The following is a 22,329-nucleotide window of genomic DNA, read 5'->3' on the forward strand; positions in this document are numbered from 1 at the left end:
CTGCCTCCCGGAAGGCGTGGCCTGATGGGTGCCTATATCCTTCGCCGGCTGCTTCTGATGATCCCGACGCTGTTCGGCATCATGGCGATCTCCTTCGTGGTGGTGCAGTTCGCGCCCGGCGGTCCGGTCGAACAGGTCATCGCCAAGCTGACCAACCAGGGCGGCAGTGCCTCTGACCGCCTCGGTGGCGGTGGCGGCAACGATCTCGCCGGCGGCAACAACTTCGATCCGGCCGGCAACGTCAACTCCAAGTACCGTGGCGCGCAGGGGCTCGATCCCGAATTCATCGCCAAGCTGGAGAAGCAGTTCGGCTTCGACAAGCCGCCGCTCGAGCGCTTCGGGCTGATGCTGTGGAACTATGCGCGCTTCGACTTCGGCGACAGCTACTTCCGCGACATTTCGGTGGTGAACCTGATCCTGGAAAAGATGCCGGTTTCGATCTCGATCGGCCTGTGGATCACGCTGCTTTCCTACCTGATCTCGATCCCGCTCGGTATCCGCAAGGCGGTGAAGGACGGTTCCTCCTTCGACACCTGGACCAGCGCCATCGTCATCATCGGCTACGCCATTCCCGGCTTCCTGTTCGGCATCCTGCTGATGATCCTGTTCGCCGGCGGCTCGTTCTGGGACTGGTTCCCGCTGCGTGGCCTGACGTCCGATAACTGGGACCAGCTGTCCTGGCCACAGCGCATCCTCGACTATTTCTGGCACCTAGCGCTGCCGCTGACGGCCATGGTGCTGTCGGCCTTCGCCACCTCGACCCTGCTGACCAAGAACTCCTTCCTGGAGGAGATCCGCAAGCAATATGTGGTGACGGCGCGCGCCAAGGGCCTGTCCGAACGGCAGGTGCTGTACGGCCACGTCTTCCGCAACGCGATGCTGATCGTCATCGCCGGTTTCCCCGGCGCGTTCATCTCGGCCTTCTTCTCCGGCTCGCTGCTGATCGAGAACATCTTCTCGCTCGACGGACTTGGCCTGCTGGGCTTCAAGTCGGTGGTCGACCGCGACTATCCCGTCGTGTTCGCCAATCTCTACATCATGTCGCTGATCGGCCTGTTCGTCAGCCTGATCTCCGACCTTACCTACACCTGGATCGATCCGCGCATCGACTTCGAGCGGAGAGACGTGTGATGGCGGATGTCGCAGGCAATCCTGTCGCCGACGCTGCACCTGTCGGACGACCGAGAGTTTCTCCGCTCAACCAGCGCCGCTGGGCCAATTTCAAGGCCAACCGCCGCGGCTACTGGTCGTTGTGGATCTTCCTGGTGCTTTTCGTGCTGTCGCTGGGATCAGAACTGATCGCCAACGACAAGCCGATCATCGCTTCCTACAAGGGCGAGATCCTGTTCCCGGTGCTCGTCGCCTATCCGGAAGAGAAATTCGGTGGTTTCTACGCTGTCACCGACTATCGCGACCCGGTGATCCGCGACGAGATCAATGCCAATGGCTGGATGATCTGGCCGCCGATCCGCTATTCCTTCCGCTCGGTCAACAACGCCGTGCCGGAGCCGGCCCCATCCAAGCCTTCCTGGATGTACGATGCCGAAAAGCGCTGCGCGCAATATCCGCAGAAAACGGCCGACCCCGACTGCATCGTCGGCAACTGGAACTGGCTGGGCACCGATGACCAGGCGCGCGACGTGCTGGCACGCGTCATCTACGGCTTTCGCATTTCCGTGCTGTTCGGCCTGATCCTGACGCTGGGTTCGGCGCTGATAGGGGTTTCCGCCGGCGCGATCCAGGGCTATTTCGGCGGCTGGACCGACCTGCTGTTCCAGCGTTTCATCGAAATCTGGTCGGCGATCCCGGTGCTTTATCTGCTGCTCATCGTCGCCGCCGTGCTGCCACCAGGCTTCTTCATCCTGCTCGGGCTGATGCTGCTGTTTTCCTGGGTCGCCTTCGTCGGTGTGGTGCGGGCGGAGTTCCTGCGCGCCCGCAACTTCGAATATGTCAACGCGGCCCGCGCCCTTGGTGTGCCGAACGGCACGATCATCTTCCGCCACCTGTTGCCCAACGCGATGGTGGCGACGCTGACCTTCCTGCCGTTCATCCTGAACGGGTCGATCTCGACGCTGACGTCGCTCGACTTCCTCGGTTTCGGCCTGCCGCCCGGCTCGGCTTCGCTCGGCGAATTGCTGAAACAGGGGCAGCGCAACCTCAACGCACCCTGGCTCGGCCTGTCCGGCTTCGTCGTCATTTCGGTGATGCTGTCGCTGCTGATCTTCATCGGCGAAGCCACCCGCGACGCCTTCGATCCGAGGAAGACCTTCAAGTGAGCGAGACGCCTCTTCTCTCCGTCCGCGATCTTTCGGTTGCCTTCCTGCAGGGCGGCAAGGTCTCGACCGCCGTCGACCATATCTCCTTCGATATCGCCAAGGGCGAGACGGTGGCGCTGGTCGGCGAATCCGGCTCCGGCAAGTCGGTCTCGGCGCTTTCCGTGCTCAAGCTCCTGCCCTATCCGCCGGCAAGCCATCCTTCGGGCCAGATCCTGTTCGGCGGCCAGGACCTGCTCAAGCTCGACGAGCGGCAGCTGCGCAGCGTGCGCGGCAACAAGATCACCATGATCTTCCAGGAGCCGATGACATCGCTGAACCCGCTGCACACGATCGAGCGGCAGATCGGCGAAATCCTGCGGCTCCACCAGGGCATGGGCGAGGCGCAGGCACGCAAGCGCACGATCGAACTGCTCAACGAAGTCGGTATCCGGGAACCGGAAAAGCGGCTCGACGCCTATCCGCACCAGTTGTCCGGCGGCCAACGCCAGCGCGTCATGATCGCCATGGCGCTGGCGAACGAACCCGAGCTGCTGATCGCCGACGAGCCGACCACCGCACTCGACGTGACGGTTCAGGCACAGATCCTGGAACTGCTGGCCAAGCTCAAGACGAAGAACGGCATGTCGATGCTGTTCATCACCCATGACCTCGGCATCGTGCGCAAGATCGCCGACCGGGTCTGCGTGATGACCAAGGGCAAGATCGTCGAGACCGGTCCCACCAAGGAGATCTTCGCCAACCCGCAACATGCCTATACGCGCCACCTGCTTGCCGCCGAGCCGAAGGGCCGGCCGCCGGCCGCCGATGCGAATGCCAAGGCCGTGATGCGCGGCGACGACATCAAGGTCTGGTTCCCGATCAAGCAGGGCTTCTTCCGCCGCGTGGTCGACCACGTGAAGGCCGTGGACGGCATCGACGTGACCGTGCGTGCCGGCCAGACGCTGGGCGTCGTCGGCGAATCCGGTTCCGGCAAAACGACACTGGGTCTGGCGCTGTCGCGCATGATCTCTTCGACGGGTGCGATCCAGTTCGACGGGCGCGACATCAACAAACTCTCTTTCAGCGCCATGCGGCCGCTTCGCAGCGAGTTGCAGATCGTCTTCCAGGATCCGTTCGGATCGCTCAGCCCGCGCATGTCGATCGCCGAGATCATCGAGGAGGGGCTGAAGATCCACGAGCCGAAGCTGACGGCCGACGAGCGCGACCAGCGTGTCGTCGACGTCCTGACCGAAGTCGGGCTCGATCCTTCCACCCGCTTCCGTTATCCGCACGAATTCTCGGGCGGCCAGCGTCAACGTGTGGCGATCGCGCGCGCCATGGTGCTGAAGCCCCGTTTCGTCATGCTGGACGAGCCGACCTCCGCGCTCGACATGAGCGTGCAGGCACAGGTGGTGGACCTGCTGCGAAACCTGCAGTCCAGGCACAATCTGGCCTATCTGTTCATCAGCCACGACCTCAAGGTGATCCGGGCCCTTGCCAATGACGTCATCGTCATGCGCAACGGCAAGGTCGTCGAGGCTGGACCATCCGAACAAATTTTCGAGCGGCCGCAGACCGAGTATACTCGGGCCTTGATCTCGGCCGCTTTCCGCATCGAGACAGCGCCGCTCGGCGCCGTCAGCGAGTAGCGGCTCCATAACCCTCGGGGGAAGAAAGAAGAATGTCCGTTCTGGAAAAGGGCCGCGTCCTGCTCTCGGTCACCGGATTTCATCCGCAGCGCTGGCACGAGCTGCTTTCCGCCGAGCGCGAAGTGGTGACCGAGCCTGCCGGAAAGGACGATCCTTCGATCGCCTACGCGGTGGTCTGGAAGCACAAGCCCAACCTGCTTGCCAGCCTGCCGAACCTGCGCGCCATCTTTTCGATCGGCGCCGGCGTCGATCATATCTTCAATGATCCCGGCCTGCCCGACGTCCCGATCGTCAAGGTCGTCGCCGACAACCTGACCCAGTACATGACGGAATATGTGGTGTGGCGCGTGCTCGACCATCATCGCCAGGGCTCGCTCTATCGCTACCAGCAGCAGAAGAAGACGTGGCACGAACCACAGCAGCGGCCGGCCAGCGACATCTCCGTCGGTATCATGGGACTTGGCACGTTGGGCAGAGCCGCAGCCTCGGTGCTTCTGTCCCTTGGCTTCTGTGTCAATGGCTGGTCACGCAACGTACGGCCGATGGAAGGCGTCACCACCTATGCCGGCGACAATGGCCTGATCCCCTTCCTCAACGCCACCGACATCCTGGTGGTGCTGCTGCCGCTGACGACGACCACGCAAGGCATCATCAATTACGGGCTGCTCAAGGAACTGCGCCGCAGGAACGGGCTTGGCGGCGCCGTGCTGATCAATGCCGGCCGCGGCCGGCTGCAGAAGGACGATGACATCGTCCGCGCGCTGGACGATGGCATCCTGAAGGAAGCGAGCCTTGACGTGTTCGAGGTCGAGCCTTTGCCCAGGACCAGCCCGCTGTGGAGCCATCCGAAGGTCTATGTGACACCGCATGCGGCGGCGACATCCGATCCCAATCACCTCGTGCCGATCATGCTTGCGCAGATGTCGGCCCTCGAGCGCGGCGAACCGCTGCAGAACACGGTCGACCGCGCGGCAGGCTATTGAGCCCCACCGCACGCGCTTGCCGCGACCGGATCAAGCAGCAGGCTTGGGAATGCACTGACGCCTGATCAGCGAGCGGTTCATGGCGTCGACCTGGCCAGCGGCCTGGTCGGCTGACCGCTGTTTCGTCGAACGGACATCCGGCAGCACCGGGCCAAGCCCCAACGGAGTTTCGGCAAAAACCGGCTTGGCGTCGGTGGCGACACCACCGGTGCCTGCGACCGCGTTGCGCTGGGCGATCAGCTTCTTGCACTCGATCTTGTCGTATTGGATCGATGTCTGCACGGCCGCATCCTGGCGCGACACCAGCGAAGCATCACCAGCGCAGCCGGCCAGCAACAGCAGGAACAGGAAGGCGGGTGATCTCGGCGCCATCGGCGAATCTCCTAAGGCATTTTGCAGCCAGGTGGAGCCACCTGGCGTCGCAAAAAATGCGGGCGAAAACAAAACTTGGAGCGTCTCCGCGTTTCCGTAAGAAACGGAACGCTCAAAGTCAGGCCGCCCATTTCGCACGGCTGCGGCTATACCCGCAACCGTGCTTGGAAGACTTTGGAATGCGGAGCTGTACCGCTCGGGCCTATCCGCGCAGTTCGCGCCGCAGGATCTTGCCGACATTGGTCTTCGGCAGTTCGGTGCGGAACTCGATGTATTTCGGCCGCTTGTAGCCGGTGAGGTTCTGCTTGCAATATTCCAGCAGCGCCTCGGCGGTGAGATCCGGATCCTTCCTGACGACAAAGAGCTTCGGGATCTCGCCGGACTTCTCGTCGGGAACGCCGATCGCCGCGACTTCCAGCACGCCCGGATGCTGGGCGACGACTTCCTCGAGCTCGTTTGGATAAACGTTGAAGCCGGAGACCAGGATCATGTCCTTCTTGCGGTCGACGATCTTGGTGTAGCCCTTGTCGTCCATGAAACCCATGTCGCCGGATTTGAAGTAGCCATCGTCGGTCATCACCTTGGCGGTCTCGTCGGGCCGGTTCCAGTAACCGGCCATGACCTGAGGGCCCTTGATGCAGATCTCGCCGACTTCGCCGAGCGGTACCGGATTGCCGTCCTCGTCGCGGATGGAGATTTCGGTCGACGGGATCGGCAGGCCGATCGTGCCGGTGAACTCATCGGCGTCGAAGCGGTTCGCCGTCGCGACCGGCGAAGTCTCCGACAGGCCGTAGCCCTCCGAGATGTTGACGCCGGTGAGTTGCTTCCAGCGTTCGGCGACCGGCCGCTGCGCCGCCATGCCGCCGGCGAAGACCAGAAGCAGCGGCTTGAAGTCGAGCTTGCGGAAGTCCTCGTTGTTGAGCAGCGCGTTGAACAGCGTGTTGAGTCCCGGGAACACGTTGATCGGATATTTCTGAAGTTCCTTCACGAAGCCGGGAATGTCGCGCGGGTTCGGGATCAGGATGTTCTGCGCGCCCTGCTGCATGCCCATCAGCGCATTCACCGTCAGGGCGTAGATATGATAGAGCGGCAGCGCGCACACGAAGATCAGGCGATCCGGCCGCGCCCGTTTGATGAAGGCCGTTTCCTGCCACAGCCGGTTCTGCTCGACATTGGCCAGCACATTGCTGTGCAGCAGGGTGGCGCCCTTCGAAATGCCGGTGGTGCCGCCGGTATATTGCAGGAAGGCGACGTCGCTGCGGGTGACGGCGACCGGCTTGAAGGCCTTGCCCGCCCCTTCACGCAGAGCTGCAGGGAATTTGACATGCCCCGGCAAAGACCAGGCCGGGACCAGCTTCTTGACCTTGCGCACGACCAGATTGACGATCATGCCCTTCAGACCGCCCAGCATATCGCCCATGGAAGCGACGATGACATGCTTGACCGGCGTGCGGGCGATGACGGCCTGCAGCGTGGTGGCGAAATTCTCCAGGATGATGATCGCTTCCGCGCCGGAATCCTTGAGCTGGTGCTCGAGTTCGCGCGGGGTATAGAGCGGATTGACGTTGACCACCGTATAGCCCGCCCGCAGCACCGCCATCATCGCGACCGGATATTGCAGAACGTTCGGCATCATGATCGCGACCCGCGCGCCCTTCGCCAGCCCCTTCGATTGCAGATAGGCGGCGAAGGCGGTCGAATGCCGCTCCAGCTCGCCATAGGTCATCGACTTGTCCATGCAGGTATAGGCCGGATGCGATGCGAACTTCTTGCAGGCCGTGACCAGCAGGTCACCGATGGATTCCGCCGGCAGGCCGGCGATTTCCGCCGGAACCACGCTTGCATAGCTGGCAAGCCATGGTTTCGCAGGCTGACCTGCTGCGAGTGAAGCAATGGCCTTGGGAAGGGCCGCTGACGCCTTTGGCGTGTTGGCCGGTTTGCTCGCCTTGGCCGGGGCCTTCTTCGCGGCAGGCTGGGCGGCAGTCGGCTTCGCGGTCGCTGCAGGCTTGGCCGCTGCGGCCTTCGGCCTGGCGGGAGCCGAGGCTGTTTCGGCTGCTGCTGTTGCAGCGGGCTTTGCTGGCTTGGCTTTCTCGACCGGCTTCGACGCGACCGCCTTCGCGGAGGACGAGGCTGTTTTTGCAGCTTCGGATTTCGCGGCCGCCGGCTTTGCGGAAGCTTTGGTTGCCGGCGCTGTTGGTTTGGTTGCCCTGGCGGCCGCAGCAGTGGCGGTTTTCGCCGTCGCAGCCGCGGTTGGCTTTGCAGCAGGTTTGGTTGCCAGCGCAGCCTTGGCGGCTGCCGGTTTGACCGGCTTGCTGGCGGCCGGCGTCTTCGTACTGGCCTGGGTCGGCTTTGCCGCCGCAGGTTTTGTTTCGGCAGGCGCCCTTGCCTTGGCCGTTGACTTGACCGAACCTGCTGTCTTCGTTGCCTTCGCCACCTGTTCCTCCCTCGACGATATGGGTCGGCTCGACCCCTCTTGGGCGGGGGCTGCTGCGCCGTGCGACTGGCGCTGTCCGCGCCGAAAAACCCTGCTGCCGACTATGTATTGCGACTATTCGTTCGCGTGCAAGTCTTGCCCCAACGGCAGCTTGGCCGGAATTTGCAACAGGGTGCCGACAACCCGCTGGGCGCGTTCTTTTCCGTCGCAAACAGCTGTAGGAGGTTTTTGCACTTCAACGAAAGATACGGGCCTTCATATTCCCGTGATGAGCAGTTGAAGCAATAATGTTGTCAGATATTTGCCGGTTTATAGAATTTTATTTCCATAACAGGATGGGGGACAGACAGGTAGTTCCAATGCCGCAAAAACGGTGCTTATATGCGCGCTTCGCGAGCCTAGAGGGGCTTGGCAGAACACCAGGGAGTGCTCAATGAAAACGAAACTGACTTTTGCGGCCGCGTTGCTGGCCGCAACCGTCATGGGTGGGATGGCGAACGCCAAGCAGTTGGTTTACTGCTCGGAAGCGTCGCCAGCGGGTTTCGACCCATCGCCGTGGAGCGGCGGCAATGACTTCGACGCGTCATCGCGTACCATCTATTCCCGCCTGGTCGAATTCGACCACGGCAAGACCACCATCTCGCCCGGCCTGGCCGAGAGCTGGACCGTTTCCGACGACGGCAAGGAATACACCTTCAAGCTGCGCAAGGGTGTGAAGTTCCAGACGACCGACTGGTTCACGCCGACCCGCGAACTCACCGCCGAAGACGTCAAGTTCTCCTTCGAGCGTCAGTGGAAGAAGGAAAGCCCGTGGTACAGCTACCTGGCCGGCACCGGCTGGGAATACTTCGCCGGCATGGGCTTCCCGGACCTGCTGAAGGAAATCGTCGTTGTCGACGACCACACCGTCAAGTTCGTGCTGAACAAACCGGAAGTGGCTTTCCTGCCGGACCTCGGCATGGACTTCGCCTCGATCGTCTCGAAGGAATACGCCGACCAGCTCGAGAAGGCCGGCACCCTGCCGCAGTTCTCGCAGAAGCCTGTCGGCACTGGCCCCTACCAGTTCGTCGACTACCAGGTTGACGCGGTCATCCGCTATCAGGCCTGGGACGGCTATTTCGGCGGCCGCCAGAAGATCGACGACCTGATCTTCGCCATCACGCCGGATGCGGCCGTGCGCGCGCAGAAGCTGAAGGCCGGCGAATGCGATATCATGTCCTATCCGGCCCCGGCGGATATCGCCGGCCTGAAGGCTGACACCAACCTCAACGTCGCCGAGCAGGAAGGCCTGAACGTCGGCTACATGGCCTACAACACGACGGTCGCTCCGTTCGACAAGGTCGAGGTCCGCAAGGCCCTCAACATGGCCGTCAACAAGCAAGCGATCATCGACGCGGTCTATCAGGGCGCCGGCCAGGTGGCCGTCAACCCGATCCCGCCGACGATGTGGTCCTACAACAAGAACATCAAGGACGATCCTTACGATCCCGAAGCGGCCAAGAAGATGCTGGCCGACGCGGGCGTGAAGGATCTCTCGATGAAGATCTGGGCCATGCCGGTGTCGCGTCCGTACAATCCGGGTGCGCAGCGCGTCGCCGAAATGATCCAGGCCGACTACGCCAAGGTTGGCGTCAAGGCCGAGATCGTTTCCTACGAGTGGACCGAGTATCGCGAACGCGGCAAGGCCAAGGATCGTGACGGCGCCTTCCAGCTCGGCTGGACCGGCGACAACGGCGACCCGGACAACTTCCTCTTCCTGCTCGGCTGCTCGGCCATCGGCCAGTCCAACTACGCGATCTGGTGCAACAAGGAGTTCGAGGACCTGCTCCAGGCGGGCAAGGCCACCACGGACGTCGCCAAGCGCACCGAGATCTACGAGAAGGCCCAGGAAGTGTTCAAGCGCGAGGCCCCATGGCTGACGATCGCTCACTCCAAGGTGTTCATGCCGATGAACAAGAAAGTCGTCGGTTTCGCCATGGATCCGCTCGGTATTCACCGTTTCGACGGTGTTGACGTCACCGAATAAGCGTTTCAACGCGAAATAGGGAACGGCGGCGCTGGACTTTCAGCGCCGCCGTTTTATTAAGGCCCATGTTCCGCTATCTACTCCACAAGCTGGCACTGATTGTGCCAACCATCTTCGGCATCTCGCTGGCGGCCTTCGCGTTTGTGCGCCTGCTTCCAGGAGACCCGATCCTCGCTATGGCTGGCGAGCGCGGCGTGAGCCCCGAACGCTATGCCGAACTGATCGAACGTTTCGGTTTCAACCGACCCTATGTCGTCCAGTACTACGACTACATCGTCCGCGTTCTCGGCGGTGATTTCGGCATCTCGCTTTCCACCAAGCGGCCGGTTTTCGGCGAATTCATGACGCTGTTCCCGGCGACGCTCGAGCTGGCTCTCGTTGCCATGATCATCGCCATCCTGATCGGCATTCCCGCCGGCATCTTCGCTGCCGTCAAGCGCGGCTCCTGGTTCGACCAGGCCACGATGGGCGTGGCGCTGACCGGCTATTCGATGCCGATCTTCTGGTGGGGCCTGCTGCTCATCATCTTCTTCTCCGGCTATCTCGGCTGGACACCCGTCTCCGGCCGCATCGGCCTGCAGTTCTTCTTCAAACCCGTCACCGGTTTCATGCTGATCGACAGTCTGCTTTCCGGACGACCCGGCGCCTTCTGGTCCGCATTAAGCCATCTGATCCTGCCTTCGATCGTGCTCGCCACCATCCCACTCGCGGTCATCGCGCGACAAACGCGGTCGGCGATGCTCGAGGTGCTGGGCGAGGATTATGTGCGCACCGCGCGCGCCAAGGGCCTGTCGCCGCGTCGCGTCATCGGCCTGCACGCTTTCCGCAACGCGCTCATCCCGGTCATCACGACGATCGGCCTGCAGGTCGGCACGCTGATGGCCGGCGCCATCCTGACCGAGACGATCTTTTCCTGGCCGGGTATCGGCAAGTGGATGATCGACGCCATCGGCAAGCGCGACTATGCCGTCGTGCAGAGCGGGCTGCTTATCATCGCCCTCATCGTCATGGCCGTGAACCTCGTCGTCGACGTGCTCTATGCCGTCATCAACCCACGTATACGGGTGCAGTGACATGACAGATCAAACCGCAGGCGAGACCACCGCCGCCACCGTGCCATCCGGCCCCAAGCAGCGCGCATTCGCCGAATTCTGGCACTACTATTCCATGAACACCGGCGCTGTCATCGGCCTGGTGGTGTTCACTCTCCTCGTCCTGGTGGCGATATTCGCGCCGCTGGTGGCGCCACACATGCCAGATGAACAATACCGCGATGCCCTGCTCACTCCGCCGGCCTGGCAGGAGGGCGGCAAGTCGATGTTCATCCTGGGCACCGACGCAGTCGGCCGCGACATCCTCTCTCGCCTGATCTTCGGCGCGCGCTACTCGCTGTTCATCGGCCTCATCGTCGTCGTCTTCGCGCTGTCCTCGGGCATCGTGCTGGGCGTGCTGGCCGGTTATTTCCGCGGCTGGGTCGACACGCTGATCATGCGCGTCATGGACATCATCCTCGCCTTCCCGTCGCTGCTGCTGGCGCTTGTGCTGGTGGCCATCCTCGGGCCTGGCCTGTTCAACGCCATGCTGGCCATCGCGCTGGTGCTGCAGCCGCACTTCGCGCGCCTGACCCGCGCCGCGGTGATGGCGGAGAAGAACCGCGAATATGTCGTCTCGGCCAAGGTCGCCGGCGCCAGCCATTGGCGAATGATGGTGGTGACGATCCTGCCGAACTGCGTGGCACCGCTGATCGTCCAGGCGACGATGTCCTTCTCCAACGCCATCCTCGAAGCCGCCGCGCTCGGCTTCCTTGGCATGGGTGCGCAGCCGCCGACGCCGGAATGGGGCACGATGCTCGCTTCCGCGCGCGAGTTCATCCTGCGTGCGCCATGGGTCGTCACCTTCCCCGGCCTCGCCATCCTGATCACCGTGCTCGCCATCAACCTGATCGGCGACGGTCTGCGCGATGCGCTCGACCCCAAGCTGAAGAGGTCGTGACATGGCGTTGCTAGAGATCAAGAACCTGACGGTTTCGTTCGACACCTCGAGCGGACCGTTCATGGCGGTGAAAGGCATCGACCTGTCTATCGAGCCGCGCGAGGTGCTGGCGATCGTCGGCGAATCCGGCTCCGGCAAATCGGTGTCGATGCTGGCGGTGATGGGCCTGCTGCCGCCCTCGGCGACGGTGAAGGCCGACCGCATGAGCTTCAACGGCATCGACCTGCTGGCGCTCGATCCGGCGGAACGGCGCAAGATCATCGGCAAGGACATCTCGATGATCTTCCAGGAGCCGATCGCCAGCCTCAATCCGTGTTTCACGGCGGGCTACCAGATCGAGGAAGTGCTGCGCGTGCATATGGGTATGGACAAGGCCCAGCGTCGCGCCCGTGCCATCGAGCTGTTCAAGCTTGTCGGCATTCCCGAACCGGAGGAGCGGCTCAATTCCTTCCCGCACCAGATGTCGGGCGGCCAGTGCCAGCGCGTGATGATCGCCATGGCGATCGCCTGCAACCCGAAGCTTTTGATCGCCGACGAGCCGACCACTGCGCTCGACGTGACGATCCAGAAGCAGATCCTCGATCTCCTGATGAAGCTGCAGGCCGAACACGGCATGGGCCTCATCATGATCACCCACAACATGGGCGTGGTCGCCGAAACGGCCGATCGCGTCGTCGTGCAGTACAAGGGCACGAAGATGGAAGAAGCCGACGTGCTGTCGCTGTTCGAGAATCCGAAGAGCAACTATACGCGCGCGCTGCTTGCGGCCCTGCCGGACAACGCCACCGGCGACCGGCTGCCGACCGTCTCCGACATGCTGTTCGAGCCCGCCGTTTCGGGAGCCGCATCATGACCGTCGTCGTCGAAGGAAAAGACATCAAGCGCGACTACCATGTCGGCGGCGGCATGTTCCGGCCGGCGCGCACGGTGCATGCGGTGAAGGGTGTTTCCTTCTCGGTCGAGAAGGGCAAGACGCTGGCCATCGTCGGTGAATCCGGCTGTGGCAAGTCGACCCTTGCGCGCATCATCACGCTGATCGATGCACCGAGCGCCGGCGAGCTGTTCATCGACGGCAAGAAGGTGGATATCGCCAAGGACGGTCTCTCCAAGGAGATGCGCCGCAAGGTGCAGATCGTGTTCCAGAACCCTTATGGCTCGCTCAACCCGCGCCAGAAGATCGGCGACATACTGGGCGAGCCGCTGGTGATCAACACCGACGTTCCAGCTTCCGAACGCCGCGATCGCGCCATGTCGATGCTGAAGAAGGTCGGCCTCGGACCAGAGCACTACAACCGCTATCCGCACATGTTCTCGGGTGGCCAGCGGCAGCGCATCGCCATCGCGCGTGCACTGATGCTGAACCCGAGCCTGCTGGTGCTCGATGAGCCCGTATCGGCGCTCGACCTTTCGGTGCAGGCACAGGTTCTCAACCTGCTTGCCGACCTGCAGGACGAGTTCCAGTTGACATATGTCTTCATCAGCCACGACCTGTCGGTGGTGCGCTACATCGCCGACGACGTCATGGTGATGTATTTCGGCGAGGCCGTCGAATATGGCCCGCGTGACGAGGTCTTCGCCAACCCGCAGCACAGCTACACCAAGACACTGTTCGCCGCGACGCCGCGCGCCGACGTCGACAGCATCAAGGCGAGGCTTGCCCGCAAGAAGGCGGCCTAGGCCGCCTTCCATGTCTCTCGTCTCGGCCCCTGAAGCGTGTGTTCGGCGCTCGCAGGCATCTGCCTGATGGGCCCGCCGCGCCTGCCTTATCTGCCCGTTACCGCCGTATTGCCCGCGCTGACTGCGGCGCTGGACAATGGCAGCAGCGCCGTGCTGGTCGCACCGCCCGGAGCAGGCAAGACGACTTTGGTGCCACTCGCCCTGCTCGACGCCTCCTGGCTCGGCTCCGGAAAGATCGTGCTGCTCGAACCGCGCAGGCTTGCCGCCCGCGCAGCCGCCAGGCGCATGGCTGCCCAGCTCGGTGAGGAGCCTGGCGGCACGGTCGGCTACGCCATGCGCATGGAAAACCGCGCGTCGGCCAGGACACGCATCCTAGTCGTCACCGAGGGCGTTCTGGCGCGCATGATCCTCGATGACCCGGAACTGCCGGGCGTGTCGGCGGTGATTTTCGATGAATTCCACGAGCGCTCGCTGGATGGCGACTTCGGACTGGCGCTCGCCCTCGATGTCCAGGGCGCGCTGCGACCGGACCTGCGCCTTCTGGTGATGTCGGCGACCCTCGACGGCGCACGTGTGGCGAAACTTTTGTCCGGTGCTCCCGTCATCGAAAGCGAGGGGCGCAGCTTTCCCGTCGAAATCCGCTACGACGAGCGCCCCTCGGGTATGCCTGTCGAAGAAGCGATGGCCAGGGCGGTGCGAACGGCACTCGTGGATGAACCCGGCAGCGTCCTCGCCTTCCTGCCCGGACAGCGTGAGATCGAGCGCACGGCGGCACAACTCGAAGGCCGCGTCGGTGCCGGCACCGATGTCGTTCCCCTTTACGGCCAGCTCGACGGCAAGGCGCAGGACGCCGCCATTCGCCCAGCGGCGGAAGGTCGGCGCAAGGTTGTGCTGGCAACCGCGATCGCCGAAACCTCGATCACCATAGACGGCGTGCGCGTCGTCATCGATTCCGGGCTGTCACGGCTGCCGAAATATGAACCGGCGAGCGGCCTGACGCGGCTGGAGACCGTGCGCGCCTCGCGCGCCTCCGCCGAACAGCGCGCCGGCCGCGCCGGGCGCACACAGCCGGGCGTTGCCATCCGGCTCTGGCGTTCCGAACAGACCGCGGCACTGCCGGCCTTCACACCACCCGAGATGCTCGAAGCCGATCTTTCCGGTCTGATGCTGGATTGCGCCGCTTTCGGTGTCGCAGATCCGGCCAGCCTTTCCTTCCTGGACGCGCCGCCAGCGCCGGCGCTGGCAGAAGCACGTACGCTGCTGAGGGCCTTGCATGCGATCGACGATGCCGGACGCCTGACCGAAGCCGGTTCCGCCATGCGCAAGCTCGCGCTGCCGGTGCGCCTCGCCCATATGGTGGCCGAGGCTGCCGACCACGGCCGTGCAGCAGACGCGGCACGGCTGGCGGTCCTTCTCACCGAGCGCGGGCTGGGTGGCGACAGCGCCGACCTGGAACGGCGCCTGATGCGTTTCGCTTCCGATCGTTCGCCCCACGCCAACGCCGCGCGGCAACTGGCCGACAGGCTGGCACGCACTGTTTCTTCCACGGCACCCGAAACGGTCAGCACAGGGGCGCTTCTTCTCAATGCCTGGCCCGATCGTGTCGCCAGGGCGCGTGGCGAGCGCGGGCGTTTCGTGCTCGCCAACGGGTCCGGCGCCATGCTGGATACGGCCGATGGGCTCGCCGGCGAGACATTTCTGGTCGTGGCCGATCTGCAGGGCAGGGCGCAGAACGCCCGCATCACCGCAGCAGCGCCGGTGAGCGAGCAGGAAATCCGCGAAGCGCTTTCCGACCGCATCGAAACACGCCGCGAAACCAGTTTCGATCGGGAAAGGCGCTCGGTGCGCGTGCGCGAGACGGTTCGCCTCGGCGCCATCGTGCTGGCTGAACGGATGCTGCCTGCTCCGGTGGGAGCAGATGCCGACAATGCCGTCATCGAAGCGATCCGCGAACACGGCCTTGCCCTGCTGCCGTGGAGCAAGGAAGCCGAAAGCCTGCGCAACCGCCTTGCCTGGCTGCATCGCGGCCTTGGCGCGCCATGGCCGGACATGACCAACGATGCATTGATCGAACGGCTCGATGACTGGCTGGCGCCCTTCCTGAGCGGCGAGGCTTCGCTCAACGCCATCTCGGGAAGCGCCTTGACGAGCGGCCTGATCGCGCTGGTGCCGCACGACCTTCAACGCAGGATCGACACACTCGCACCGACGCATTTCGACGCGCCGTCCGGCAGCCATGTGCCGATCCGTTATGACGGCGAAACACCGGTGCTGGCCATTCGCGTCCAGGAACTGTTCGGCCTCGATCGCCACCCCTCAATCGCCAATGGCACAGTGCCGTTGACCCTGGAACTGCTGTCGCCCGCACATCGGCCGATCCAGACGACACGCGATCTGCCCGGCTTCTGGCGCGGTTCCTGGACCGACGTGCGCTCCGACATGCGCGGCCGCTACCCGAAACATGTCTGGCCGGAAAATCCGCTCGAGGCGGCCGCCACCAGCCGCGCCAAGCCGCGCGGCACCTGATTTGCCAAAGCAATTCCTGCAGAAGTGCACAGCGGTTTGTGTCTGGAATTGTATAAAAACAGAGAGTTAGAGCGGTTCCGCAGTTCCGTGAAAAACGGAAACGCTCCGGGTACCGAACTGGCGCCGTCAAGGCACCCGCGATAGAAGACCTGATGATCAAGATCCAGCGCTCTCCCGACTTCCAGCCGACGGACCGGTTGCGGCTCAACACGTTGATCTGGCTGCGCTGGCTGGCCATCGTCGGACAGAGCATGACCGTTCTGGTCGTCGCCTATGTGCTGAAATTCCCGCTGCCGGTGAGCTTCTGCTTCACGCTGATCGCCTGTTCGGCCTGGATGAACCTGTTCCTGGCCTTCCGCTACCCCGCCGCGCATCGGCTGGCGCCGCCCGCCGCCTTCGGCATCCTGGTGTTCGACAGTCTGCAGCTTGCGGGGTTGCTCTATCTTACCGGCGGCCTCACCAACCCGTTCGCGCTGCTGCTCACCGTGCCGGTCGTCATCTCGGCAACGTCATTGCCGCTGCGGCTCACGGCCATTCTCGGTGCATTGGTCGTCGCTGCAGCGACGCTGCTTGTCTTCTTCCATGAATCCTTGCCCTGGTATGAGAACATTACGCTGGTGATGCCAGTTCCCTATGTGGCAGGCGTATGGGTGGCGGTGCTGTGTTCAATCGCCTTCACTGGCATCTATGCCTTCCGTGTCGCCAAGGAAGCGCGTCAGCTGGCCAACGCGCTAGCCGCCACGGAACTGGTGCTGCAGCGCGAGCAGCATCTTTCGGCGCTCGACGGCCTGGCGGCCGCCGCTGCGCATGAACTGGGTACTCCGCTCGCCACCATCACGCTGGTGGTACGCGAGATGGAAAAGACGCTGGGCAAGGATCCGAAGTACCGCGAGGATGTTTCCCTGCTACGCAGCCAGAGCGAACGCTGCCGCGAAATCCTCAAGCGCCTGACCAATCTCTCCTCGGAAGGCGAGCCGCTGCTTGCACAGCTGTCGTTGACCTCGCTGGTCGAGGAGGTGGTGACGCCGCATCGCGACTTCGGCATCAAGATCGACCTGCAGCCAGGCGAATGCATCGGTACCGAGCCTGTAAGCCGCCGCAATCCCGGCGTGCTCTATGGGCTCGGCAATCTGGTCGAAAACGCGGTCGACTTCGCCCGCTCCTCGATCACCGTGCGCTGGGGCTGGAACGATCAGCGTGTGACGCTGTCGATCACCGACGACGGGCGCGGTTTTCCGCCGGAGATCATCGACCGCATCGGCGAGCCCTATATGTCGACCAGGCAAGGAACCGAACGTGGCGGCGGCGGGCTCGGGCTCGGCCTGTTCATCGCCAAGACACTGATCGAACGTTCAGGCGCGAATATCGAATTCCAGAATTCGGGCGGCCCCGGCGAAGGAGCCGTGGTGCGCATCGACTGGCCGCGCGAGGTGTTCGTCAATGCAGCGGCGATGCATCCTGCTGGTTTCGATGCGGCGGAATAACGCAGAACGCCCCTGAAACCGGGCTGAAAACCGCTCAAAATTGGACAATTACGGCTTAGTCGCTATATCTGAGCCGAAAAATAAAGAAGAAGGACAAGGACCATCATGAGCGGTGAAGATGCCCAAGGCAGCATGGTGACGGGCGACGATACCTCGCTGTTGATCGTCGAGGACGACAAGCCATTTCTCACCCGCCTGGCACGCGCCATGGAAGGACGCGGTTTCGTGGTCGAGACCGCCGAAAGCGTCGAGGAAGCGCTGGTGAAGGCCCGCGCCAATCCGCCGGCCTATGCTGTCGTCGACATGCGTCTCGGCGACGGCAGCGGGCTCGACGTCGTTGCCGCGATCCGCGAGAAACGCGCTGATGCGCGTGCCATCATCCTGACCGGCTACGGCAACATCGCCACCGCGGTGACAGCGGTGAAGCTCGGCGCCATCGACTATCTTTCCAAGCCCGCCGACGCCGACGATATCTTTGCGGCGCTGACGCGCACCGGCGCCGAACGCGTCGTGCCCCCGGAAAATCCGATGTCGGCCGACCGGGTACGTTGGGAACATATCCAGCGTGTCTATGAAATGTGCGAACGCAACGTTTCGGAGACCGCGCGTCGGCTGAACATGCACCGCCGCACGCTGCAGCGCATCCTGGCCAAACGCGCCCCGCGCTGATTTTTCGGCGAGAATCCGTCCAGACCCCGCCATTATTGTCGCAGGCGACGCGGCTTTGCTTGCCGCATCGCCCTGCCTTCGGCATCATCGGCCCAGCCACAACCCGATCCAGAGCGTTCCGCTTTTCACCGAAACGCGGAAACGCTCCAACTTTTCCGGACGCAAAACAGCCAAGCACTTTCCGGAATTGCCTAAGGAGCAGACATGGTGAACGACAACCCGCGTCCGATCTCGGTTTTCCGCGAATTCCTGGACGGCGAGGCCGCGGGCGGCATCATCCTGATCGCGGCTGCGGCACTTGCGCTGATCGTCGCCAATTCGCCGTTGGCGGAAACCTATTTCGCCGCCCTGCATGCCTATCTTGGCCCGCTCAGCGTGCTGCACTGGGTGAACGACGCGCTGATGGCGGTGTTCTTCCTGCTAGTCGGCCTGGAGATCAAGCGCGAGATGCTGGATGGCCAGCTGTCGACCTGGCCGCGCCGCATGCTGCCGGGCATCGCGGCCGCCGGCGGCATGGTTGTGCCGGCGCTGGTCTATATCGTCATCAACCGGGACAATGCAGCGGCCCTGCCCGGCTGGGCGATCCCGACCGCCACCGACATCGCCTTTGCGCTCGGCGTGCTCTCGTTGCTCGGCAACCGCGTCCCGGCCTCGCTCAAGGTGTTCCTGACAGCACTCGCCATCATCGACGATCTCGGTGCCGTCATCATCATCGCATTGTTCTACACAAGCGGCCTCTCGCTCGCCTATCTCGCCGCAGCGCTGGCCGTCATCGTCATCCTGATCGCGCTCAACCGCATGGGTGTGTTGTCGCTCGCGCCCTATCTCGTGCTCGGCGCGGTGTTGTGGGTGCTGGTGCTGAAGTCGGGTGTGCACGCCACCCTTGCCGGCGTCGCGCTGGCGCTGACCATTCCGCTCAGGGCAACGCCCGGCATCGCGCACGACCTGGAGCATTCGCCGCTGCATCGGCTGGAGCACGCGCTGCACCGTTTCGTGCCGCTGATCATCATCCCGATCTTCGGCTTTGCCAATGCCGGCGTTTCGCTGGCCGGCTTCACGCCAGCGACATTGATCGAGCCGCTGACGCTCGGCGTCGCCGCCGGCCTTGTCGTCGGCAAGCTGGTGGGTGTGCTCGGCGCGTCGGCATTGGCGATCAAGCTCGGCCTGGCCGACCTGCCGGTGCGTGCCGGCTGGATGCAGATGACCGGTATAGCGCTTCTGTGCGGCATCGGCTTCACGATGAGCCTGTTCATCGGGCTGCTGGCCTTTGCCGACAACCCGGCGCTGCAGGATGCGGTCAAGGTCGGCATCCTCGCCGGTTCGCTGGTCGCGGCGCTGGCAGGCGCGGCTCTGCTTCTGGCGGCCCCAGGTGTCGCGGATCACGGCGAAGACGAATAAGCACAAAAAAGCCGGCGCTTCGTGACGAAGACGCCGGCTTTTGTGAAATCTGACTTGACCGGATTGCCCGCCGGCAATCCTAGGCTGGCGCGGTTTCCAGCAACACTGCAACCAGCATGCCGGCCGCCATCAGGGCGAGGACGATCTTCTTCATCAGGTTCATTCGCGTCTCCTTGTTGCAGGCCCTAAGTGGTGCCTGGGCAGGCATCCGTCCAGAGGAAGGATGCCGCAAGAATCAAAGCCTGAGTGTGCGCAATCTCAGTGAATTGGCAATGACCGATACCGAAGACAGGCTCATCGCCGCTGCTGCCAGCATCGGCGACAGAAGCGCCCCGAACACCGGATAAAGCACGCCAGCGGCCACCGGAACGCCGGCGACGTTGTACAGGAACGCGAAGAACAGGTTCTGGCGGATGTTGGCCAGCGTGCCCTTGGCAAGCTTGCGCGCCCGCACGATGCCGGTGAGGTCGCCCTTCACCAGAGTGATGCCGGCGCTTTCCATCGCCACGTCGGCGCCCGTTCCCATGGCGATACCGACATCCGAAGCGGCCAGCGCCGGCGCATCGTTGACGCCGTCGCCTGCCATGGCGACGACGCCGCCGCGGCTGCGCAGTTCCTCGATCAGCGCGCTCTTGTGCTCAGGCAGCATGTTGGCGCGCACCTGGTCGATGCCGAGCCGCTTGGCAATCGCCTTGGCCGTGCGCTCATTGTCGCCGGTCGCCATCACCACGGTGATGTTCTCATCATGCAGGGCGCGGATTGCTTCGGCGGCGGTGGCCTTGATCGGATCGGCAACCGCAACGATGCCCGCCAGCCTGCCGTCGATCGCCACATACATGGCTGTCTTGCCTTCGATCTGCAGCGCGCCGGCACGATCGGCGAGGGTGCCGGCATCCAGTCCGAGGTCCGTCATCATGGCCAGGTTGCCTAGCGCCACCTTGTGGCCGGATACGGTGCCGGACACGCCCTTGCCGGTGACGGCCTCGAAGTCGGCGGCGCCCGCGATCTTCAGGCCGCGCTCCTCGGCGCCGTCGACGATCGCCTCGGCGAGCGGATGCTCTGAACCCTTCTCCAGCGCCGCCGCCAATCCAAGGAGTTCCTCGCCGGACACACCGTCCACCGCGATGACGTCGGTGAGCTTCGGCTTGCCTTCGGTGAGCGTGCCGGTCTTGTCGACCACCAACGTGTTCACCGAGGCGAAACGCTCCAGCGCGGCGGCATCCTTGATCAACACGCCGGCCTGCGCGCCACGCCCGGTGGCGGTCATGATCGACATCGGCGTCGCAAGTCCCAGCGCACAGGGACAGGCGATGATCAGCACCGACACGGCCGCGACAATGGCAAATACCAGGCTGGGCTCGGGCCCGAACACCGCCCAGGCAATGAAGGCGACAATGGCGATCAGCACGACCGCCGGGACGAAATAGAAGGACACACGATCGGCCAGGCTCTGGATCGGTGCACGACTGCGCTGCGCCTTGGCGACCAGTTCGACGATGCGGGCGAGCGTCGTCTCCGAACCGACCTTCTCGGCCAGCATGACCAATGAGCCATTCTTGTTCAGCGTGCCACCGGTCAGCGCATCGCCCTCGATCTTCTCGACCGGCACCGGCTCGCCGGTAATCATCGATTCGTCGACGGAGGAGCGGCCCTCCAGCACGATGCCATCCACCGGCACCGCTTCGCCCGGCCGCACGCGCAGCCGGTCGCCGCCCTTGACCTGGTCAAGCGGCACATCCTTCTCGGAACCGTCGGCGCCAATCAATCGCGCCGTCTTCGGGGCGAGGTCGAGCAGCGCCCGGATCGCGGAACCGGTCTTTTCGCGCGCGCGCAATTCCAGCACCTGACCAAGGAAGACCAGTGCGATGATGACGGCGGCGGCCTCGAAATACACCGGCACAGCGCCACCATGGCCACGGAACTGATGCGGGAAGATGTCCGGGAACAGCGTGGCGACGACGCTGTAGATATAGGCTGCGCCGACGCCGAGCGAGATCAGCGTCCACATGTTCGGGCTGCGGTTGACGATGGAGGCCCAGCCGCGTTCGAAGAAGGGCAGCGCCGCCCACAGCACCACCGGTGTCGCCAGAACGAGCTCGACCCAGACAGCGGCCTGTTCGCCCAGCCAGTCACGCAGGAACGGCAGGCCGACCATTGGCCCCATGGTGATGACCAGGAGGGGAATGGAAAGGACCGCGCTTACCCAGAAGCGGCGGGTGAAATCGACCAGCTCCGGATTGGGACCTTCCTCGCCCGTCGGCATCATCGGCTCCAGCGCCATGCCGCAGATCGGGCAGGATCCGGGTTTGTCACGGATGATCTCGGGATGCATTGGGCAGGTGTATTGGCTGCCCGCGGGCAGAGGCGCGGGCGTTGGACGGTCGCCGAGATAGGCCTTGGGGTCGGCCTCGAATTTCGTCTGGCAGCGTTCCGAGCAGAAATAGAATTTCTCGCCTTCATGGCGCAGGAAATGCCTGGCGCTGGCACGGTCCACATCCATGCCGCAGACCGGATCCTTGGCGGTGAGGAACGCCTCGGGATGCGCTTCGAACTTGCCGCGACAACCTTCCGAGCAGAAGTGGAAAAGGCGCCCGCCACGCTCGAGGGTCGGCTTGCCGGCATTCGGGCTGACCTCCATGCCGCAGACCGGATCGCGCAGGACCGCGTCGCTTGCAGGCTTGGCGCCCGAACAGCACGACCCATCCCTGGCGTGTTGATGGTGGCTGTGGTCGTGATGCCCGTCATGCGCCTTCGTCATAGCCGAATCCCTTGGTTCTTCCGCTTTTGACTGCAGATAGGGCTTCCAGTAACTGGAAGGTCAAGGGGCAAATCATGCGTCGCCTTCAGGCTGGCGGGTGCCCATA

Annotated in this window: 18 protein-coding genes; 14 read left to right on the forward strand and 4 right to left on the reverse strand. The window is 63.6% G+C overall.

What is annotated here, in order from left to right; all coding sequences use genetic code 11:
• The first annotated feature begins 24 nt into the window (after window positions 1-24).
• From ACFJIU_RS26535 to ACFJIU_RS26550, 4 genes are read left to right on the forward strand one after another with little or no spacing between them, the layout of a single operon-like run.
• A complete protein-coding gene (locus ACFJIU_RS26535) occupies window positions 25-1,131 on the forward strand; it encodes a microcin C ABC transporter permease YejB (protein ID WP_379065006.1) in 1,107 nt (368 codons plus the stop codon).
• Window positions 1,131-2,276 carry an ABC transporter permease gene (locus ACFJIU_RS26540; RefSeq protein ID WP_379065008.1) on the forward strand — a complete coding sequence of 382 codons (1,146 nt, stop codon included), beginning with the start codon at window positions 1,131-1,133 and terminating at the stop codon, window positions 2,274-2,276. The genes ACFJIU_RS26535 and ACFJIU_RS26540 overlap by 1 nt, the downstream gene beginning before the upstream one ends.
• Window positions 2,273-3,904 (forward strand): ABC transporter ATP-binding protein, encoded by a 1,632-nt coding sequence (locus tag ACFJIU_RS26545; RefSeq protein WP_379065010.1) that lies wholly within the window; start codon window positions 2,273-2,275, stop codon window positions 3,902-3,904. Before ACFJIU_RS26540 ends, ACFJIU_RS26545 begins: the two co-directional genes overlap by 4 nt.
• A 41-nt stretch (window positions 3,905-3,945) precedes the next feature.
• Window positions 3,946-4,887: a 2-hydroxyacid dehydrogenase gene (locus ACFJIU_RS26550; RefSeq protein WP_379073231.1), complete on the forward strand. Its 942-nt coding sequence runs from the start codon at window positions 3,946-3,948 to the stop codon at window positions 4,885-4,887.
• Between the two features lie 30 nt (window positions 4,888-4,917).
• On the opposite strand, the gene ACFJIU_RS26555 is transcribed toward ACFJIU_RS26550, so the two are convergent.
• Together ACFJIU_RS26555 and ACFJIU_RS26560 are read right to left on the reverse strand one after the other, a co-directional pair.
• On the reverse strand, window positions 4,918-5,259 hold the full coding sequence (locus ACFJIU_RS26555; RefSeq protein ID WP_379065012.1) for a hypothetical protein: 342 nt from the start codon (window positions 5,257-5,259) through the stop codon (window positions 4,918-4,920).
• A 202-nt stretch (window positions 5,260-5,461) separates the two neighbouring features.
• Window positions 5,462-7,096, reverse strand: coding sequence for a long-chain-fatty-acid--CoA ligase (locus ACFJIU_RS26560; RefSeq protein WP_379065015.1), 1,635 nt, complete (start codon window positions 7,094-7,096; stop codon window positions 5,462-5,464).
• A gap of 55 nt (window positions 7,097-7,151) precedes the next feature.
• Between ACFJIU_RS26560 and ACFJIU_RS26565 the strand changes: the two genes are divergently transcribed.
• The 10 genes from ACFJIU_RS26565 (at window position 7,152) to nhaA (ending at window position 19,465) form a co-directional block, all read left to right on the forward strand.
• Complete coding sequence (locus ACFJIU_RS26565; RefSeq protein WP_379065017.1) at window positions 7,152-7,973, forward strand: hypothetical protein; 822 nt, start codon at window positions 7,152-7,154, stop codon at window positions 7,971-7,973.
• Window positions 7,974-8,126: 153 nt separating this feature from the next.
• Window positions 8,127-9,719 (forward strand): ABC transporter substrate-binding protein, encoded by a 1,593-nt coding sequence (locus ACFJIU_RS26570; protein WP_129412318.1) that lies wholly within the window; start codon window positions 8,127-8,129, stop codon window positions 9,717-9,719.
• A 65-nt stretch (window positions 9,720-9,784) separates the two neighbouring features.
• Window positions 9,785-10,792 (forward strand): ABC transporter permease subunit, encoded by a 1,008-nt coding sequence (locus ACFJIU_RS26575; RefSeq protein WP_379065020.1) that lies wholly within the window; start codon window positions 9,785-9,787, stop codon window positions 10,790-10,792.
• A gap of 1 nt (window position 10,793) precedes the next feature.
• Complete coding sequence (locus ACFJIU_RS26580) at window positions 10,794-11,711, forward strand: ABC transporter permease subunit (RefSeq protein ID WP_129412320.1); 918 nt, start codon at window positions 10,794-10,796, stop codon at window positions 11,709-11,711.
• 1 nt (window position 11,712) lies between these two features.
• Window positions 11,713-12,564 carry an ABC transporter ATP-binding protein gene (locus ACFJIU_RS26585; RefSeq protein WP_129412321.1) on the forward strand — a complete coding sequence of 284 codons (852 nt, stop codon included), beginning with the start codon at window positions 11,713-11,715 and terminating at the stop codon, window positions 12,562-12,564.
• On the forward strand, window positions 12,561-13,388 hold the full coding sequence (locus ACFJIU_RS26590; RefSeq protein ID WP_379065023.1) for a dipeptide ABC transporter ATP-binding protein: 828 nt from the start codon (window positions 12,561-12,563) through the stop codon (window positions 13,386-13,388). The genes ACFJIU_RS26585 and ACFJIU_RS26590 overlap by 4 nt, the downstream gene beginning before the upstream one ends.
• 66 nt (window positions 13,389-13,454) lie before the next feature.
• Window positions 13,455-15,914 (forward strand): ATP-dependent helicase HrpB, encoded by a 2,460-nt coding sequence (hrpB, locus tag ACFJIU_RS26595; protein ID WP_379065025.1) that lies wholly within the window; start codon window positions 13,455-13,457, stop codon window positions 15,912-15,914.
• A gap of 152 nt (window positions 15,915-16,066) precedes the next feature.
• A complete protein-coding gene (locus ACFJIU_RS26600; protein ID WP_379065028.1) occupies window positions 16,067-17,398 on the forward strand; it encodes an ActS/PrrB/RegB family redox-sensitive histidine kinase in 1,332 nt (443 codons plus the stop codon).
• A gap of 105 nt (window positions 17,399-17,503) precedes the next feature.
• Window positions 17,504-18,067 (forward strand): ActR/PrrA/RegA family redox response regulator transcription factor, encoded by a 564-nt coding sequence (locus ACFJIU_RS26605; RefSeq protein WP_129412325.1) that lies wholly within the window; start codon window positions 17,504-17,506, stop codon window positions 18,065-18,067.
• A 204-nt stretch (window positions 18,068-18,271) separates the two neighbouring features.
• Complete coding sequence (gene nhaA / locus ACFJIU_RS26610) at window positions 18,272-19,465, forward strand: Na+/H+ antiporter NhaA (protein WP_379065030.1); 1,194 nt, start codon at window positions 18,272-18,274, stop codon at window positions 19,463-19,465.
• A 79-nt stretch (window positions 19,466-19,544) separates the two neighbouring features.
• Here the strand turns inward: nhaA and ACFJIU_RS26615 are convergent, their stop codons facing one another.
• Entirely contained in the window at window positions 19,545-19,673 is a 129-nt protein-coding gene (locus ACFJIU_RS26615) for a hypothetical protein (RefSeq protein WP_379065032.1), read from the reverse strand.
• Window positions 19,674-19,700: 27 nt separating this feature from the next.
• Window positions 19,701-22,223, reverse strand: coding sequence for a heavy metal translocating P-type ATPase (locus ACFJIU_RS26620; RefSeq protein WP_379065034.1), 2,523 nt, complete (start codon window positions 22,221-22,223; stop codon window positions 19,701-19,703).
• Window positions 22,224-22,329: the final 106 nt, after the last annotated feature.

Source organism: Mesorhizobium sp. UC74_2 (assembly GCF_042701485.1).
Classification (GTDB): domain Bacteria; phylum Pseudomonadota; class Alphaproteobacteria; order Rhizobiales; family Rhizobiaceae; genus Mesorhizobium.

What these genes read in the sequence shown, in the direction of transcription:
- ACFJIU_RS26535 (WP_379065006.1), top strand. Translation starts at nt 25, where the DNA reads ATGGGTGCCTATATCCTTCGCCGGCTGCTTCTGATGATCCCGACGCTG.
- ACFJIU_RS26540 (WP_379065008.1), top strand. Translation starts at nt 1,131, where the DNA reads ATGGCGGATGTCGCAGGCAATCCTGTCGCCGACGCTGCACCTGTCGGA.
- ACFJIU_RS26555 (WP_379065012.1), bottom strand. Translation starts at nt 5,259, where the DNA reads ATGGCGCCGAGATCACCCGCCTTCCTGTTCCTGCTGTTGCTGGCCGGC.
- ACFJIU_RS26565 (WP_379065017.1), top strand. Translation starts at nt 7,152, where the DNA reads ATGGCCTTGGGAAGGGCCGCTGACGCCTTTGGCGTGTTGGCCGGTTTG.
- ACFJIU_RS26570 (WP_129412318.1), top strand. Translation starts at nt 8,127, where the DNA reads ATGAAAACGAAACTGACTTTTGCGGCCGCGTTGCTGGCCGCAACCGTC.
- ACFJIU_RS26575 (WP_379065020.1), top strand. Translation starts at nt 9,785, where the DNA reads ATGTTCCGCTATCTACTCCACAAGCTGGCACTGATTGTGCCAACCATC.
- ACFJIU_RS26580 (WP_129412320.1), top strand. Translation starts at nt 10,794, where the DNA reads ATGACAGATCAAACCGCAGGCGAGACCACCGCCGCCACCGTGCCATCC.
- ACFJIU_RS26585 (WP_129412321.1), top strand. Translation starts at nt 11,713, where the DNA reads ATGGCGTTGCTAGAGATCAAGAACCTGACGGTTTCGTTCGACACCTCG.
- ACFJIU_RS26590 (WP_379065023.1), top strand. Translation starts at nt 12,561, where the DNA reads ATGACCGTCGTCGTCGAAGGAAAAGACATCAAGCGCGACTACCATGTC.
- hrpB (WP_379065025.1), top strand. Translation starts at nt 13,455, where the DNA reads ATGGGCCCGCCGCGCCTGCCTTATCTGCCCGTTACCGCCGTATTGCCC.
- ACFJIU_RS26600 (WP_379065028.1), top strand. Translation starts at nt 16,067, where the DNA reads ATGATCAAGATCCAGCGCTCTCCCGACTTCCAGCCGACGGACCGGTTG.
- ACFJIU_RS26605 (WP_129412325.1), top strand. Translation starts at nt 17,504, where the DNA reads ATGAGCGGTGAAGATGCCCAAGGCAGCATGGTGACGGGCGACGATACC.
- nhaA (WP_379065030.1), top strand. Translation starts at nt 18,272, where the DNA reads ATGGTGAACGACAACCCGCGTCCGATCTCGGTTTTCCGCGAATTCCTG.
- ACFJIU_RS26615 (WP_379065032.1), bottom strand. Translation starts at nt 19,673, where the DNA reads ATGCCTGCCCAGGCACCACTTAGGGCCTGCAACAAGGAGACGCGAATG.
- ACFJIU_RS26620 (WP_379065034.1), bottom strand. Translation starts at nt 22,223, where the DNA reads ATGACGAAGGCGCATGACGGGCATCACGACCACAGCCACCATCAACAC.